General features: G+C 73.3%; 15 protein-coding genes and 1 tRNA gene. 7 read left to right on the top strand and 9 right to left on the bottom strand.

The features are described 5' to 3' along the window. Positions 1-11: 11 nt before the first annotated feature. From IFT72_RS07905 to IFT72_RS07885, 5 genes are all read right to left on the bottom strand, one after another. Positions 12-290, bottom strand: coding sequence for a hypothetical protein (locus IFT72_RS07905; protein ID WP_056056530.1), 279 nt, complete (start codon positions 288-290; stop codon positions 12-14). Between the two features lie 91 nt (positions 291-381). Further along, positions 382-1,149 carry a hypothetical protein gene (locus IFT72_RS07900; protein WP_192046083.1) on the bottom strand — a complete coding sequence of 256 codons (768 nt, stop codon included), beginning with the start codon at positions 1,147-1,149 and terminating at the stop codon, positions 382-384. Between the two features lie 9 nt (positions 1,150-1,158). After that, a complete protein-coding gene (locus IFT72_RS07895) occupies positions 1,159-1,950 on the bottom strand; it encodes an ABC transporter ATP-binding protein (RefSeq protein WP_056056528.1) in 792 nt (263 codons plus the stop codon). Next, entirely contained in the window at positions 1,950-2,747 is a 798-nt protein-coding gene (locus IFT72_RS07890) for an ABC transporter permease (RefSeq protein ID WP_056056527.1), read from the bottom strand. The genes IFT72_RS07895 and IFT72_RS07890 overlap by 1 nt, the downstream gene beginning before the upstream one ends. A 92-nt stretch (positions 2,748-2,839) precedes the next feature. After that, a complete protein-coding gene (locus IFT72_RS07885; RefSeq protein ID WP_056058840.1) occupies positions 2,840-3,514 on the bottom strand; it encodes an NTP transferase domain-containing protein in 675 nt (224 codons plus the stop codon). A gap of 367 nt (positions 3,515-3,881) precedes the next feature. On the opposite strand from IFT72_RS07885, the gene IFT72_RS15975 reads away from it, so the two are divergent. Genes IFT72_RS15975 through IFT72_RS07870 form a run of 3 tightly spaced genes read left to right on the top strand, consistent with a single transcriptional unit; the run spans position 3,882 to position 7,193 of the window. Continuing rightward, positions 3,882-5,366: an ABC transporter ATP-binding protein gene (locus IFT72_RS15975; RefSeq protein ID WP_244634311.1), complete on the top strand. Its 1,485-nt coding sequence runs from the start codon at positions 3,882-3,884 to the stop codon at positions 5,364-5,366. Next, positions 5,342-6,907 carry an ABC transporter permease gene (locus IFT72_RS07875; RefSeq protein ID WP_192046082.1) on the top strand — a complete coding sequence of 522 codons (1,566 nt, stop codon included), beginning with the start codon at positions 5,342-5,344 and terminating at the stop codon, positions 6,905-6,907. Before IFT72_RS15975 ends, IFT72_RS07875 begins: the two co-directional genes overlap by 25 nt. A 25-nt stretch (positions 6,908-6,932) precedes the next feature. Next, the gene (locus IFT72_RS07870; RefSeq protein ID WP_156370054.1) at positions 6,933-7,193 is read left to right on the top strand and encodes a DUF3039 domain-containing protein; all 261 of its coding nucleotides are present in this window, start codon (positions 6,933-6,935) and stop codon (positions 7,191-7,193) included. A gap of 11 nt (positions 7,194-7,204) precedes the next feature. On the opposite strand, the gene IFT72_RS07865 is transcribed toward IFT72_RS07870, so the two are convergent. Next, on the bottom strand, positions 7,205-8,455 hold the full coding sequence (locus tag IFT72_RS07865; protein ID WP_244634353.1) for a nicotinate phosphoribosyltransferase: 1,251 nt from the start codon (positions 8,453-8,455) through the stop codon (positions 7,205-7,207). 80 nt (positions 8,456-8,535) lie between these two features. On the opposite strand from IFT72_RS07865, the gene murI reads away from it, so the two are divergent. The 3 genes from murI to rdgB are packed head-to-tail and all read left to right on the top strand — an operon-like array spanning position 8,536 to position 10,792. Then, positions 8,536-9,390 (top strand): glutamate racemase, encoded by an 855-nt coding sequence (murI, locus tag IFT72_RS07860; protein WP_056056524.1) that lies wholly within the window; start codon positions 8,536-8,538, stop codon positions 9,388-9,390. A gap of 59 nt (positions 9,391-9,449) precedes the next feature. Further along, positions 9,450-10,199: a ribonuclease PH gene (gene rph / locus IFT72_RS07855; protein WP_185233267.1), complete on the top strand. Its 750-nt coding sequence runs from the start codon at positions 9,450-9,452 to the stop codon at positions 10,197-10,199. Further along, positions 10,196-10,792, top strand: coding sequence for an RdgB/HAM1 family non-canonical purine NTP pyrophosphatase (gene rdgB, locus IFT72_RS07850; RefSeq protein ID WP_056056522.1), 597 nt, complete (start codon positions 10,196-10,198; stop codon positions 10,790-10,792). Before rph ends, rdgB begins: the two co-directional genes overlap by 4 nt. A 43-nt stretch (positions 10,793-10,835) precedes the next feature. Here the strand turns inward: rdgB and IFT72_RS07845 are convergent, their stop codons facing one another. The 3 genes from IFT72_RS07845 to IFT72_RS07835 all read right to left on the bottom strand — a co-directional run bounded on the left by IFT72_RS07845 (position 10,836) and on the right by IFT72_RS07835 (position 13,156). Further along, positions 10,836-11,561 (bottom strand): DedA family protein, encoded by a 726-nt coding sequence (locus tag IFT72_RS07845; protein WP_056056521.1) that lies wholly within the window; start codon positions 11,559-11,561, stop codon positions 10,836-10,838. Positions 11,562-11,704: 143 nt separating this feature from the next. Continuing rightward, a tRNA-Leu gene (locus tag IFT72_RS07840) sits at positions 11,705-11,789 on the bottom strand. 68 nt (positions 11,790-11,857) lie between these two features. After that, positions 11,858-13,156, bottom strand: coding sequence for an MFS transporter (locus IFT72_RS07835; RefSeq protein ID WP_185233263.1), 1,299 nt, complete (start codon positions 13,154-13,156; stop codon positions 11,858-11,860). A gap of 82 nt (positions 13,157-13,238) precedes the next feature. Between IFT72_RS07835 and mnmA the strand changes: the two genes are divergently transcribed. Next, a complete protein-coding gene (mnmA, locus tag IFT72_RS07830; RefSeq protein ID WP_156370052.1) occupies positions 13,239-14,357 on the top strand; it encodes a tRNA 2-thiouridine(34) synthase MnmA in 1,119 nt (372 codons plus the stop codon). Positions 14,358-14,363: the final 6 nt, after the last annotated feature.

Here is a 14,363-nt window from a genome sequence, read left to right as displayed (position 1 = left end):
CTCGGCGACCGTCAGAAGCTGAAGCGCCAGAGGTACTCGTCTCCGCCGGGGCGGAACCAGCGGACGACGGCGATGCCCCGCCGCTCGAGCTCCGGGCCGATGACGCTGACGCTCATCGAGCCGCCGGGCTCGAGCCGCGAGGTCGCCACGGGCACGAGGAGGCCGGTGTCGAGCAGCGTCACCCGGAGGTCGAGCAGGGGCTCGTCGCCCACGTTGAGGAGACGCTGCACCCGCGGGCCACGAGAGCGGTCGACGGCGAGGGGGACGGGGTAGGCGGTCGTGGTGTCCATGGCGTGACCGTAGGTCGTCCCGCCGACACTCGTGCGGTCAGCCTGTGGGCGACGGGTCCGTGGGGAGGGACGGCGGCGACGGACGGGGTGGCTAGCTGTGGATGTCGAGGGGGAAGGCGGCGGGTGCCGGCCCGAAGGCCGTCCTGGCGCTCTGCACGACCTTGCGTCCGAGCGCGTGGTTGCCCGCGCCTCCCACGACGGCTCCGATGCCGAACGGTGCGGCGCGGCCGAGGATGCTGGCGCCCTGCGAGGCGGCGAAGCGGCGGACGAACTGCTTCCGCACCTTGCCCATGAGGCCGTCGATGGCGGTCTTGGGCAGCTTCTGGGTCACGAGCTCGCCCCAGAACGCCGTGCGGGCCGGCGCGGTGCCCAGGGCTTCGCCGGCGAACTGACGCACGAGCGACGCCCCCGGTGCCCCGAGCAGCATCGCCATGACGAGGGCACGGGCCCGGTCGGGGTCGGTCAGGGCGATGCCGTGCACCTCCGTCACGGACTGGGAGAACAGGGCGCTGGCCTCGAGGAAGCCCGCGGTCTCGACGCCGGAGAGCGCCAGGGAGATGCCCCAGCCGATGCCGGGGACGACCGCGCTGGCACCGACCGCGGCCCCGCCCGCCGTGACGGCGGTCAGGTACTCGCGCTCGAGCATCCGCACGAGCTTCTCGGGCGTCGCCTTCGGGTGACGACGACGGAGCCGTCGCACGTGGGCGACCGCCACCGGCCGCTGCACCGCGAGGACCGCGTCGAGGCGCCGGAGCCACGGCGTCTCGGTGAACGGACCGGACCCGTCGGCCTCGGCGACGACGTCGGACGGGACGGGCGGGAGCGGCTGCGGGGTCTCGGGCACGGTCTGGTCGGGCATCGCTGGAGCCTACGCCGCCGGGCGGGGAGGGTGGTCGGAGGCGTACCGGGCCAGCGCCTCGTCGAGGGGGCCGTCGAGGACGAGCCGACCGCCGTCGAGGTACAGGCCCCTCGAGCAGAAGCGCTTGAGGTCCCGCTCGTTGTGCGAGACGAGGAAGAGGGTCCGGCCGTCGGCGAGCATCTCTTCTATGCGTGCGTAGCACTTCTCGCGGAACGCCTTGTCGCCCACCGCCAGGACCTCGTCGACCAGGATGACCGGCTCGTCGAGCCGGGAGATGACGGAGAAGGCGATGCGCACCTTCATGCCGCTGGAGAGGTGCTTGTAGGGGGTGTCGACGAAGGCGGAGATCTCGGCGAAGTCGATGATCTCGTCGAAGCGCTCGTCGATCTCGGCCCGGCTCATGCCGTGCAGGCCGGCTGTCAGGTAGACGTTGTCGCGGACCGTCAGGTCGGCGACGAACCCGCCCGTGATCTCGATCAGCGGGGCCACCCCGCCGACGACCGAGACGGTGCCGGTGTCGGGGAGGATCACCTCCGCCACGAGCTTCAGCAGCGTGGACTTGCCCTGCCCGTTCCGCCCGACGACCCCGATCGCCTCGCCCCGCTGCACGGTGAAGCTGACGCCGCGGAGCGCCCAGAACTCTCCGGGGCGCGACCGGCGGCTGCTGTCGGAGAAGAGGTCCTTGAACGACCGGCGGCCGCGCTTGTTGCGGCGGAACCGGATGCCGACGTCGTCGACCCGGATGACGGGGGCGTCGCCCTCCTCGACGGTCGCCCGCCCCGGCCGCGTGCTCGAGGTCATCAGATCTCCTTCAGGACGGCGCGCTCGCTCGAGCGGAAGACCGCGAGCCCGACAGCGAGGAGCAGGAAGCACATGCCGGCGCCGACGAGGGCCTCCGTCAGGTCGAGCTGCTCGGGGAAGAACGCGGAGCGGTACAGCCCGAAGATGCCGCTCAGCGGGTTGAAGGCCGCGAGGAGGTGGAGGCTCTCGGGCAGGTCACGGGTGCCGTAGATGATCGGCGACGCGTAGAACAGGAAGCGCAGGGCGAGCTTCGTCGCGCGCTCGAGGTCTCGGAAGAAGACCACGAGGGGGGCGACGAGGAGGCCCACTCCGGCGACGAGGACCGCCTGCAGGGCCATGGCGACCGGGAAGAACACGACCTGCCAGTGCAGCTGGGCGCCGCCGAGGACGGCGAAGAGCGCGAGGACGGGCAGGCTGAGGGCGAACTCGATGCCCTTCGAGGCGACCAGGCGGAGCACCCAGATCGTCCGGGGGATCTTCGTGGACCGCACGAGCTTCGCCTCGCGGAGGAACGCGCGGGTGCTGTCGGAGACCGCCCCGGTGAACCACATCCACGGCAGGAGGCCGCTGAGGAGGAAGACGATGTAGGGGTCGTCGCCCACCGACCGGCGGAACACCACCTGGAAGACGAAGAAGTAGATCCCCGCCATGACCAGCGGGTCGAGGATCGACCACACGTAGCCCAGAGCCGAGGTGCTGTACCGGACCTTCAGGTCACGGCTCGTGAGGAGCCACAGGGTCTGGCGGTAGCGCGCCGACGACGATCGCCGAGGGCGCTCGGCCTGGGCTGTGCTCACGGGTGTCCTCTGCGGTCAGGGACACCTCGGGGGGCAGGGCGAGCCTCGACGGCCAGGTCGCCCGACGTGCTGGTGGTCAGTCGGGCTGACGGTCAGACGAACAGGTTCGCGCGCTCGAGGTCCTCCGCGAAGTCGACCTCGACGGCGTAGAGGTCGGAGATGTCCACGGGCTCAAAGAGTAGCCCGTCCTGGTCGATGGCCAGTTCGATGCCGCGCTCGAAGTAGTCCTGGGCGTCGACCTTGCCGAGCTGGCGCAGCAGGGCGGGCTTGTCGGCCCGGGAGACGTAGTTGATGCCGACGGCCTCGCCGAGGCCGTGCTTGACCTGCTTCGAGAGCTCGGCGATGTAGCCCTCGGCGTCGGTCGTGTACTTGACCTCCTCGTCGGAGACCTTGGAGGTGTTGACCGTCACGAACGACTGGTCGTCGCGGACGAGCCGCGCGGCACGGCGGAGCGCCTCGGGGTCGAAGACGACGTCGCCGTTCATCCACAGGACGCCGCCCGCCGAGCTCGCGCGGAGCGCACGCATGAGGCTCTTCGAGGTGTTGGTCTGGTCGTACTGCTCGTTGTAGACGAACGACGCGTGCGGGAAGGCCTCGACGATGTGCTCGAACTTGTACCCGACGACCACGGTGACGCGCGCACGGGGGCCGAAGGCGGCGTGGATGTTCTCGAACTGCTGCTGCATGATGGTGCGGCCGTCGCTCAGCTCGGTGAGCGACTTGGGCAGCGAGCGGCCGAGGCGGCTGCCGAGGCCGGCGGCGAGGATGACGACCTGCTGGGTCGCGAGCTCGGCGGCGCGGTCGCTGCTGCTGTTCTTGCTCGAGGCGTTCGTGGTCACGGGGTCTCCTTGGCGTCTGCCCCGTCGGCGGTGATCTGGCGACGGAGGGGGCGAGAGCGGACTGGTCGCCGTTCTCCCGGTGCCCCGCCGGTGGGGATCGGGCCCGTCCCGGGCGTCGATCCTCGTCTCGTGTTCGAGCGGTGTTCACCGCGGAGCTTCGATCTGGACACGTCATCGTGCTCGGCACAGACTACCGGCAGACCCCGTCCGGCGTCTCGTGGAGCCCGAGTCGTGACCGTTCCGTGATGCGCGCCGCCGGGCCGCCGGGGCACCGGGGCGTTGGTACGGTGGGCACATGGCCCTCGCGCGCGACGATCAGGACGACGTCGCCGATGCCGACTCCACCGTGAGCGGACGGGCCGCCGAGCTGCCCCGGGGGGACGACATGAGCGACGACGTGACGACCGGCGACGAGCCGGGGGAGGCGCGGGCCGAGGCCTCGGGGGAGGCCACGACGCCGGGGGCGGGCACGGCCGAGCGCCCCGCCGCCGCCGCCGCTGCGCGGACGGCCCGACCCGCCGCGAAGCGCAAGCCGGCGTCGACGCGGACCGCCGCCGACCGGTCGGCGGCGGCGAAGAAGGCCGCCGCGACGAGGGCCGCGAACGCTCGCGCCCGCGCCGCCGCGGCTGCCGCGGCCGCGGCGGCCGAGGCCGCCGAGGCGGAGGCGGAGGCCGAGGCCGCAGCCCGGGCGGACGACGCGGTGGCGGCGCGAGCCGCGGAGACGGCCGTCGTCGAGACGGAGCCGGAGGTCGACGCCCAGCCCGAGCCCGTCGTCGAGCCGGAGCCGGAGCCCGCCGTCGAGCCCGAGTCCGAGCCGGAGCCAGAGCCCATCGTCGAGCCCGAGCTCGAGCCCGCCGTCGAGCCCGAGCCCGAGCAGGACCTCACGACCGAGCCGGAGCCGGACGTCGACGGCGCCTCTCCCGTGTCCGACGCCGAGACGGTCGCCGACGCCGAGACCGACGCCGACGCCGAGACGGGCGCCCGTGCCGACGAGGTGCCCGCGGCGGACCCCGACGAGCGCCCCGTCGTGCTCTCGATCAAGGGCGTCGGCAAGCGCTACGGGGGCACCGTCGCCGTCGAGGGCGTCGACCTCGAGGTGCGCGCCGGCTCCTTCTACGGCATCGTCGGCCCCAACGGCGCCGGCAAGACCACGACCCTCTCGATCGTCACCGGGCTCCTCCGCCCCGACGAGGGCAGCGTCACCGTCCTCGGCGCCGACGTGTGGAGCGACCCCGCCGCCGCCAAGCGCGCCCTCGGCGTGCTGCCCGACCGCCTCCGGCTGTTCGACCGGCTCACCGGCGCGCAGCTCCTCTACTACTCCGCGACCCTCCGGGGCCTCGACGGCGCCACGGCCCGCAAGCGGTCGGCGGACCTCGCGACGGCGTTCGGGCTGCAGGACGCCCTCGGCCGCCTCGTGAGCGACTACTCCGTCGGCATGACGAAGAAGATCGCGCTGGCGGCGGCGGTCATCCACTCGCCGCGGGTGCTCGTGCTCGACGAGCCCTTCGAGTCCGTCGACCCCGTGTCGGCGGCGACCGTCACCGACGTGCTCCAGCGGTACGTCGCCGGCGGCGGGACGGTCCTGCTCTCGAGCCACAGCATGGACCTCGTCGAGCGCATCTGCGACTGCGTCGCGGTCATCGTCGACGGCCACGTGCTGGCGAGCGGCAGCGTCGAGGAGGTCCGCGCGGGCCGGTCGCTCGAGCAGGCCTTCGTCGAGATCGCGGGCGGCCGCGCCGTCACGGAGGGCATGGAATGGTTGCAGAGCTTCTCCGACTGAGGCTGCAGACGATCGCGAACACGGTGCGCTTCGGCCCCCGTCGCCTCACGATCTCCGTGGTCTCGGTCCTCCTCGTCCTCCTCGTCTCGCTCGCGCTGGCCGGCCTCGTCGGCAGCCTCCGCGACTCCCCCCTCTCCGACACACGGGCCCTCGTCGTGGGCGGCGGGTCGCTGCTGATGCTCGGCTTCGCCGTGGTGCCGTTCGCGACCGTCCGGCCGGCCTGGAGCGACCCTCGCCGCCTGGCCGTCCTGGGCGTCCCGGAGGGGCCGGCCGCCGCCGGGCTCGCCCTGGGCTCCCTGGTCGGCCTGCCGACCCTCGCGCTGCTCGTGCTGTCGACCGGCTACGTGCGGTCGTGGGACTCCGGCGCCGACGTCGCCGGCCTGGCCGTCGTCGCCGCCGTCCTGGCCGGGCTCACGGCCTGCGGCCTGCTGCTCGTCGCCTCGACGGTGAACACCGTGGTGCTGACCACGAAGCGGTCGCGGCAGTTCCTCGCCGCGGGCGGCGTCGTGCTGGCGCTGCTGCTCGTGCCGCTGGTCGTCGACCTCGTCCGAGCGTCCCTCCCCGGGGCGTCGGGAACGGGCGTCGTGGCCGACTCGCTGGCGTGGACGCCGTTCGGCGCCGCGCTCGCGCTGCCGGGCCACGCGGCCGCCGGCGAGACGGGGCGGGTCGTCGCCGACCTTGCCGTGGCGCTGCTGACGCTGGCGCTGCTGTGGCTGGCCTGGCGCCTCCTCGTGGCCCGGGCCTTCGTCGACCAGCCCGAGCCCGACGTGGCCGACGAGGCGGCCAGCCTCGGCTGGTTCGACTTCGTCGTCGCGAGCCCCACCGGGGCGGTGGCGGCCCGCAGCCTCACCTACTGGGCGCGTGACGCCCGCTACCGCATGTCGCTCGTGATCCTGCCCATCCTGCCGCTGCTCGTGCTGCCGCTCGGCATCGCGGGCGTCAGCTGGAACTGGCTCGCGCTCGTGCCCGTGCCCCTGATGTGCCTCATCCTCGGGTTCCTGCCCCACAACGACGTCGCCTACGACAGCACGGCCTTGTGGCTGCACGTCGCGGCCGACACCCGGGGCCTCGCCGACCGGGTGGGGAGGCTCGCGCCCCCGCTGATGCTCGGCGTGCCCCTGGTCGTGGTGGGCTCGCTCGTCGCGGTCTGGGGCTTCGGCGACTGGACGGCCCTGCTGCCCGAGCTCGGCGTCAGTGCCGGGCTGCTGCTGAGCGGCCTCGGCCTGTCGAGCGTCGTGTCGGCCGCCATGCCGTACCCCGCGGTGCGCCCGCACGACGACCCGTTCCAGCAGCCGCAGGCGAACGGCGGGGCGGCCGTCACCGCCCAGGTCACGATGATCGGCGGGGCCCTGCTGCTCACCGGCCCCGCGTTCTGGTTCGCCGGGCGTCACCTGCTCGCCGGCGTCGAGCCGGCGGGTGCCTGGTCGTTCGCGGCGGGCCTCGGCGTGGGCCTCGTCGCGCTGGTCGTGGGCGTCGTCGTCGGTGCGCGGGTGTTCGCCCGGCGCGCACCGGAGCTGCTCGCCTTCACGCTGCGCAGCTGAGTCGCCTCGACGTACGATGGTCGCCATGAGCAACACGGAAACCGGCGGTGGCCTCGACGTCCTCGATCGCGAGCTCGAGAAGCTCCTCAACGAGGAGGCGATCGACCCGGGCGACCACGAGCGCTTCTCGCACTACGTGAAGAAGGACAAGATCATGGAGTCGGCGCTGAGCGGCAAGCCCGTCAAGGCGCTCTGCGGCAAGAAGTGGACCCCGGGGCGCGACCCGGAGAAGTTCCCCGTCTGCCCGACCTGCAAGGAGATCTACGAGAAGATGAAGGGCGAGTAGCCCTCACCGCCTCACTCGTAGACGGTCGGCAGGACGGGCTCGCCGCGACCCAGCCGGAAGGCGCCCGCGGGCAGCTCCGCGACCGCCGCCTCCCGGTGCTCCCTCGCCCGTCGGGTGCCCGCCTCGCCCAGCCACCGGTCGTCGACCACCCCGTCGACGACGAGGTCGACCAGGAGCGCGCGCTCGCCCTCACGGGGCTCGGCGTCGTCGACACGGACGACCTCCTGCTGCGCGACTCCCGACGTCAGGGTGCGCACCGGCGACTTGCGGCCGCCGACCGTGGCCTTGTCGGCCGACTTCTTGGCGACCGACACCCACCGGCCGTCGTCGTCCTGCCGGGCGACGAGCTTGAAGACCATCCCGGCTGCGGGGTGGCCCGAGCCGGAGACGACCGACGTGCCGACGCCGTAGCTGTCGACCGGTGCGGCGCGGAGGGCGGCGATCGTGTACTCGTCGAGGTCGTTCGTCACCGTGATTCGGGTGCCGGTGGCACCGAGGTCGTCGAGCTGGCGGCGCACCTGGGCCACCAGCGAGGGCAGGTCTCCGCTGTCGATGCGGACGGCCCCGAGGCCGGTGCCCGCCACCTCGACGGCGGTGCGGACGGCGGCCTCGATGTCGTAGGTGTCGACGAGCAGGGTGGTGCCCGGGCCGAGGGTCGCGACCTGCGCCCGGAAGGCGTCCTCCTCGGAGTCGTGCAGCAGAGTGAAGGCGTGGGCGGCCGTGCCCATCGTCGGGACGCCCCAGGTGCGGCCGGCCTCCAGGTTGCTCGTCGCGCCGAAGCCCGCGATGTACGCCGCGCGCGCGGCGGCGACGGCGCTCCGCTCGCCGGTGCGGCGCGAGCCCATCTCGGCGAGGGGGCGTCCGTCCGCGGCGGAGACCATCCGGGCGGCCGCGCTGGCCACGGCCGAGTCGTAGTTGAAGACGCTGAGGGCCAGGGTCTCGAGCAGCACGCCCTCGGCGAAGGTCGACTCGACCACGAGCAGGGGCGAGCCGGGGAGGTAGACCTCGCCCTCGGCGTAGCCGCGGATCGTGCCCGAGAACCGGTAGTCGGCGAGCCAGTCGAGCGTCGGGCCGTCGACGATGCGGCCCTCGCGCAGCCACTCGAGCTCGGCGTCGCCGAAGCGGAACCGCGCGAGCTCGGCGAGGAAGCGCCCCGTGCCGGCCACGACGCCGTAGCGCCGCCCCTCCGGCAGCCGTCGCGCGAAGAGCTCGAAGACGCTCTCGCGGTGGGCGGTGCCGGCCCGCAGGGCCGCCTCCACCATGGTGATCTCGTACCGGTCGGTCAGCAGTGCACTGGTCACGCGGCCCAGCCTACGGGCGGAGGGCCCGGTAGGCTCGACGCGTGACGGACGCACCCCTCGGAGTCTTCGACAGCGGAGTCGGCGGGCTGACCGTGTCGCGGGCCATCATCGACCAGCTGCCCCGCGAGTCGGTCCTCTACGTCGGCGACACCGTGCACTCGCCGTACGGGCCCAAGCCGATCGCCGACGTCCGCCGTTACGCGCTCGCCGTGATGGACGACCTCGTGGCGCAGGGCGTCAAGCTGCTCGTGATCGCCTGCAACACCGCCTCCGCCGCTGTGCTCCGCGACGCCCGTGAGCGCTACACGATCGGCAGCGGGATCCCGGTCGTCGAGGTCATCCAGCCGGCCGTCCGCTCCGCCGTGCAGCAGACCCGCACGAAGCGGATCGGCGTCATCGGCACCGAGGGCACGGTCAACAGCCGGGCCTACGAGGACGCCTTCGCGGCCGCCGCCGACCTGCAGCTCTTCACGCAGGCCTGCCCGCGCTTCGTCGAGTTCGTGGAGGCGGGCGACACCTCGAGCGCCGAGCTCCGGGCCGTGGCCGAGGAGTACCTGGCGCCCCTCCGCGCCGAGCGGGTCGACACCCTCGTGCTCGGCTGCACGCACTACCCGTTGATGTCGGCGGCGATCCAGTACGTGATGGGGCCGGAGGTGCGGCTCGTCTCGAGCGCGGACGAGACGGCCGCCGACGTGTACCGGACGCTCGTCGACCACGACCTCGAGGCCACCGGCTCCGCTCCGCCGCGGTACGAGTTCGACGCGACCGGACCCGACAAGTCGTCGTTCCTCCGGCTCGCCAAGCGCTTCCTCGGGCCCGAGATCTCGAGGGTGGGCCACCTCGAGACCGGGGCCATCGAGCTGCCCGGCGCCGCCCGCGCCCGCCGCGCCTCCTGACCACCGCACCGACCTCCGCAGCACCGACCTCCGCAGCACCGACCCGACAGGGGACCCCCATGAGCGACACCACCACCACCGAGACCGTCCGCGTCGACGGCCGCCGCCTCGACCAGCTCCGCCCCGTCACCATCGAGAAGGGCTGGAGCGCCCAGGCCGAGGGCAGCGCCCTCGTCTCGTTCGGCGGCACCAAGGTGCTCTGCACCGCCTCCTTCACGAACGGCGTGCCGCGCTGGCTGGCCGGCAAGGGCAAGGGCTGGGTCACGGCCGAGTACTCGATGCTGCCCCGCGCGACGAACTCGCGCAACGACCGCGAGAGCGTGAAGGGCAAGATCGGCGGCCGCACGCACGAGATCTCGCGCCTGATCGGCCGCAGCCTCCGGGCCGTCGTCGACACGAAGGCCCTCGGCGAGAACACGATCGTGCTCGACTGCGACGTGCTGCAGGCCGACGGCGGCACGCGGACCGCCGCCATCACCGGGGCCTACGTCGCGCTCGCGCAGGCGATCGAGTGGGGCCGCGAGAAGAAGTTCATCGCGCAGAAGGCGACGCCGCTCACCGACAGCGTCGCGGCCGTCTCGGTGGGCATCGTCGACGGTCGCCCGATGCTCGACCTCGCCTACGTCGAGGACGTGCGCGCCGAGACCGACATGAACGTCGTCGTCACCGGCTCGGGGCTCTTCGTCGAGGTGCAGGGCACCGCCGAGGGCGCGCCCTTCGACCGCAGCGAGCTCGGCCTGCTGCTCGACCTGGCCGTCGCGGGCGGGGCCGACCTGACGGCCGTCCAGCGTGAGGTGCTGGGCGCGTGACCCGGGTCGTCATCGCGACGCACAACCAGGGCAAGGTCGCCGAGCTCCGACGCATCCTCGCCGAGACGGCGCCGGGCGTCGAGCTCGTGGCGTACGACGGCCCCGAGCCCGTCGAGGACGGCGACACGTTCGCCGCGAACGCCCTCATCAAGGCGCGGGCGGCCGCGGCCCACACCGGCCTCCCGTCGCTCGCCGACGACAGCGGCATCTCGGTCGACGCCCTCGGCGGGGCCCCCGGCATCCACTCCGCCCGGTACGCCGGCACGCGGGACGACGACGACAACATCGACCTCCTGCTGGCGAACCTGGTCGGCGTGCCCGACCGCGCGGCGCACTTCTCGTGCGCCGCGGCCCTGGTGGTGCCCGGCCCCGACGGCTCGACGGAGCTCGAGCACGTCGAGTACGGCGAGTGGCCGGGGGCCGTGCTGGAGGCGCGGGTCGGCACGGGCGGGCACGGCTACGACCCGGTGTTCCGCCCGGAGGGCGAGACCCGCAGCTCGGCCGAGCTCACGCCGGACGAGAAGAACGCGGTCAGCCACCGCTCACGCGCGTTCCGCGCGATCGCGCCGCACGTGGCGGCGCTCGCGGGCTGACGGCCCGGCGCGCTGACGGCCCGGCGGGCTGACGGCCCGGCCGTCAGGCCTGCGTCGGCGCCGTCTCGACGGGCGCCGCGTCGTCGGCCGTGCCGTCGGTCGCGGCGCTGTCGCCCTCGTGCTTCTTCGCCTGGTGCACCCCGTGGAGGTAGTGGATCGCGATGGGGATGACCGTCGCCAGCACCGCGCCGAGCAGGATCAGGTCGATGTAGGCGCTGACGAAGTCGGCCACCGGCGGGATGTGGCCGATGCCGAAGCCGGTGAGCGTCACGCCGAGGCCCCACACCACCGCGCCGATCGCGTTGAAGAGCGAGTAGCGCCGGTAGCTCATGTGGGCCACGCCCGCCATGATCGGGGCGAAGGTGCGCACGACCGGCACGAAGCGCGCGATGATGACGGCCATCGGCCCGAACCGCTCGAAGAAGGCGTTGGTGCGCTTGACGTTCGCCACGCTGAAGAGCCCGCTCTCCTTCCGCTCGAAGATGCGGGGCCCGACCTTGTGGCCGATCAGGTAGCCGAGCTCGCCGCCCGCGAACGCGGCGATCGCGATGAAGATCGCGATCAGCCAGATGGGCAGCCCGAGGGCGCCGGGGTTGGTCGCGGCCAGGATGCCGGTGATGATCAGCAGGGTGTCGCCGGGGAAGAGGAAGCCGACGAGCAGCCCGGTCTCGGCGAAGACCAGGAGGCAGACGCCCACCACGGCCCAGGGGCCGAAGGCCGACAGGAGGTACTCGGGGTCGAGCCACGAGATGGTCGCCAGGGGCAGCATCGGTCTCTCTTCGGGTGCGGGCGGCCCTGGGGTCGACCGGGTGCGGCCGACGAGGGCCGTCGACCGGTGATGGGGACAATGTAGTGGGCCCGCGGGGCCCCGCGGCTCGGAGGTGGCCGAGAGCACCCGGTGCCCGGGTCGCCTGGTGCGGGAGAAGGGACTTGAACCCTCACGCTCGAAAGCACAGGAACCTAAATCCTGCGTGTCTGCCAGTTTCACCACTCCCGCCGGAGCGGGCAGAGTCTACCGGCTGGCCGTGGGGGAGTCGCGGGTCGGCCCGCGCAGGCCGCCGGCCCTCAGCGGCGGTCGCGCGGCACGTGCGGCGAGTACCGCGGCACGTAGCGCAGCAGGATCGCGGCCCCCGCGAGGCCCAGCAGGCCCATGACCCCGCTGGCCACGGAGATCGACACGAGCGCCGTCAGCCCCGAGATGAGCAGCGGCGCCGCCGCGCTGCCCGCGTCGCCGGTGAAGCGCCAGGCGCCGAGGAAGGGAGCGGGGTCGGCCCGGTCGGCGAGGTCCGCGCCGAGCGTCATGAGGATCCCGCTGCCGATGCCGTTCGCCAGCGACATGAACATCGCCACGGCGATGAACCAGCCCACCCGCGCGTCGAGGTCGTGGGTGAGCGACAGCGCCAGGTACGAGACGCTGAGCCCGACCATCGAGGGCACCGCGCTCCAGAGCCGTCCCCAGCGGTCCATGATCTGGCCGCTCGTGTAGAAGAGCGCGAAGTCGACGGCGCCGGCGATGCCGATCACGAGGGCGGTCTGCGGGGCGTCGACGCCGATGCTGACGGCCCACAGCGGCAGGATCACCTGGCGACCCGCGCGCATGGCGCCGATCAGGGCCGCCCCGCTGCCGAGACGGAGGAGGACGCCACGGTGGCGGGCGAGCGTCGCGAACAGGCCCCGCGCCTCCTTCTCGACCGCGACCTCGCCGGGCGTCGGGCCCGCCGTCGCACCGGCGGCGGGGTCGACCGGCGACCCGGCGGCGGCCGCGGCGGCCCGGCGCTCGCCGAGGACGGCCGTGGGGTCGCGCAGCACGAGCAGGACGGCCGCGGCGCCGAGGCAGCCCCCGACGTGGATCCAGAACGCCGACTGGGTCGAGCCGGTGAGGTGGATGACCCCGGCGGCCAGGAAGGGGCCGACGAAGAAGCCGAACCGGAAGACGCCGCCGAGGCTCGAGAGGGCCCGCGCGCGGATCTCGACCGGCACGAAGCTCGTCATGAACGCGTGCCGGGCCAGTGCGAAGACCGCCGTCGAGAGGCCGATCAGGAGGACGCCGAGGGCCAGCACCCACTCGTTCGGGGCCGCGACGCAGGTCAGCAGGCCGACCGTGCTCACGAGGGCCGCCGAGATCATCGCGGTGCGCTCGCCGATGCGGGAGACCAGCCACCCGCTCGGGACGTCGCCGATCAGCTCGCCGACGAGGATGAGCGCCGCGACGAAGGCGGCGAACGGGAGGCTGGCCCCCAGGTCGCTCGCGACGACCGGGATGATCGGGATGATCGCCCCCTCGCCGATCGCGAAGAGGGCGGCCGGCAGGAACGCCGCGAGGGCGACCGACCGGAGGGAGGCGGCGGGGGTGGGGGACGACATGACGCCCGCCACACTATGCCCGGCCCCGCGGGCTCGTCGGCGCCGCCCGCCCGACGTCGGGGGCGCTGCCTACACTGGAGGGATGAAGGTACTGGCAGCGATGAGCGGCGGCGTCGACTCGGCGGTGGCGGCGGCACGGGCCGTCGAGGCGGGGCACGACGTCGTGGGGGTCCACCTGGCGCTGAGCCGGATGCCGGGAACGCTCCGCACGGGCAGCCGCGGCTGCTGCACCATCGAGGACAGCATGGACGCGCAGCGCGCGGCCGACCTGATCGGCATCCCGTACTACGTGTGGGACTTCTCCGAGCGCTTCAAGCTCGACGTGGTCGACGACTTCGTCGCCGAGTACTCCGCTGGCCGCACCCCCAACCCGTGCATGCGCTGCAACGAGCGGATCAAGTTCGCCGCGCTGCTCGAGAAGGCCCTCGCGCTCGGCTTCGACGCGGTCTGCACCGGCCACTACGCGACCATCGTCACCGACGACCAGGGGCAGCGCGAGCTGCACCGCGCCTCCGCCTGGGCCAAGGACCAGTCGTACGTGCTGGGGGTGCTCACCGCCGAGCAGCTCGCGCACTCGATGTTCCCGCTCGGCGCCACGCCGTCGAAGGCCGAGGTGCGCGCCGAGGCCGCCGCCCGCGGCTTCAGCGTCGCGACCAAGCCCGACAGCCACGACATCTGCTTCATCCCCGACGGCGACACCCGCGGTTGGCTGGCCGAGCGGGTCGGCGCCGAGACCGGCGACATCCTCGACCGCAGCGGGGCCCGCATCGGCACCCACGAGGGCGCGCACGCCTTCACGGTCGGGCAGCGGAAGGGCCTGGCCATCGGGTTCCCGGCCGACGACGGCAAGCCGCGCTTCGTGCTCGAGGTGCGTCCGGTCGACAACACCGTCGTCGTGGGCCCGAAGGAGGCGCTCGAGATCGCCGAGATCGCCGGCGGCTCGTACACGTGGGCGGGTGCCGCCCCGGCCGACCCCACGGTGCCGTTCGCCTGCGACGTCCAGATCAGGGCCCACTCCGACCCCGAGCCCGCGACGGCGCGCGTGACGGAGGTCGAGGGTAAGAAGGAGCTCGTGATCACTCCCCACGAGCCCCTCAGCGGCGTCGCCCCCGGGCAGACCGCCGTCGTCTACGTCGGCACCCGCGTGCTCGGCCAGTGCACGATCGACCGCACGGTCAGCGCCGTGCCGGTCTCGGCCTAGGGGGCT

Source organism: Frigoribacterium sp. CFBP 8754 (assembly GCF_014841815.1).
Taxonomy (GTDB): Bacteria; Actinomycetota; Actinomycetes; order Actinomycetales; family Microbacteriaceae; genus Frigoribacterium; species Frigoribacterium endophyticum.
Note: the sequence above shows the minus strand (reverse complement) of the source record. Positions and strands in the feature narration are given on the sequence as shown.

Excerpts from the sequence above, each read along its gene's own strand:
- IFT72_RS07905 (WP_056056530.1), bottom strand. The coding sequence starts at position 290 with ATGGACACCACGACCGCCTACCCCGTCCCCCTCGCCGTCGACCGCTCT.
- IFT72_RS07900 (WP_192046083.1), bottom strand. The coding sequence starts at position 1,149 with ATGCCCGACCAGACCGTGCCCGAGACCCCGCAGCCGCTCCCGCCCGTC.
- IFT72_RS07895 (WP_056056528.1), bottom strand. The coding sequence starts at position 1,950 with ATGACCTCGAGCACGCGGCCGGGGCGGGCGACCGTCGAGGAGGGCGAC.
- IFT72_RS15975 (WP_244634311.1), top strand. The coding sequence starts at position 3,882 with ATGGCCCTCGCGCGCGACGATCAGGACGACGTCGCCGATGCCGACTCC.
- IFT72_RS07875 (WP_192046082.1), top strand. The coding sequence starts at position 5,342 with ATGGTTGCAGAGCTTCTCCGACTGAGGCTGCAGACGATCGCGAACACG.
- IFT72_RS07870 (WP_156370054.1), top strand. The coding sequence starts at position 6,933 with ATGAGCAACACGGAAACCGGCGGTGGCCTCGACGTCCTCGATCGCGAG.
- IFT72_RS07865 (WP_244634353.1), bottom strand. The coding sequence starts at position 8,455 with ATGGTGGAGGCGGCCCTGCGGGCCGGCACCGCCCACCGCGAGAGCGTC.
- rph (WP_185233267.1), top strand. The coding sequence starts at position 9,450 with ATGAGCGACACCACCACCACCGAGACCGTCCGCGTCGACGGCCGCCGC.
- IFT72_RS07845 (WP_056056521.1), bottom strand. The coding sequence starts at position 11,561 with ATGCTGCCCCTGGCGACCATCTCGTGGCTCGACCCCGAGTACCTCCTG.
- IFT72_RS07835 (WP_185233263.1), bottom strand. The coding sequence starts at position 13,156 with ATGTCGTCCCCCACCCCCGCCGCCTCCCTCCGGTCGGTCGCCCTCGCG.
- mnmA (WP_156370052.1), top strand. The coding sequence starts at position 13,239 with ATGAAGGTACTGGCAGCGATGAGCGGCGGCGTCGACTCGGCGGTGGCG.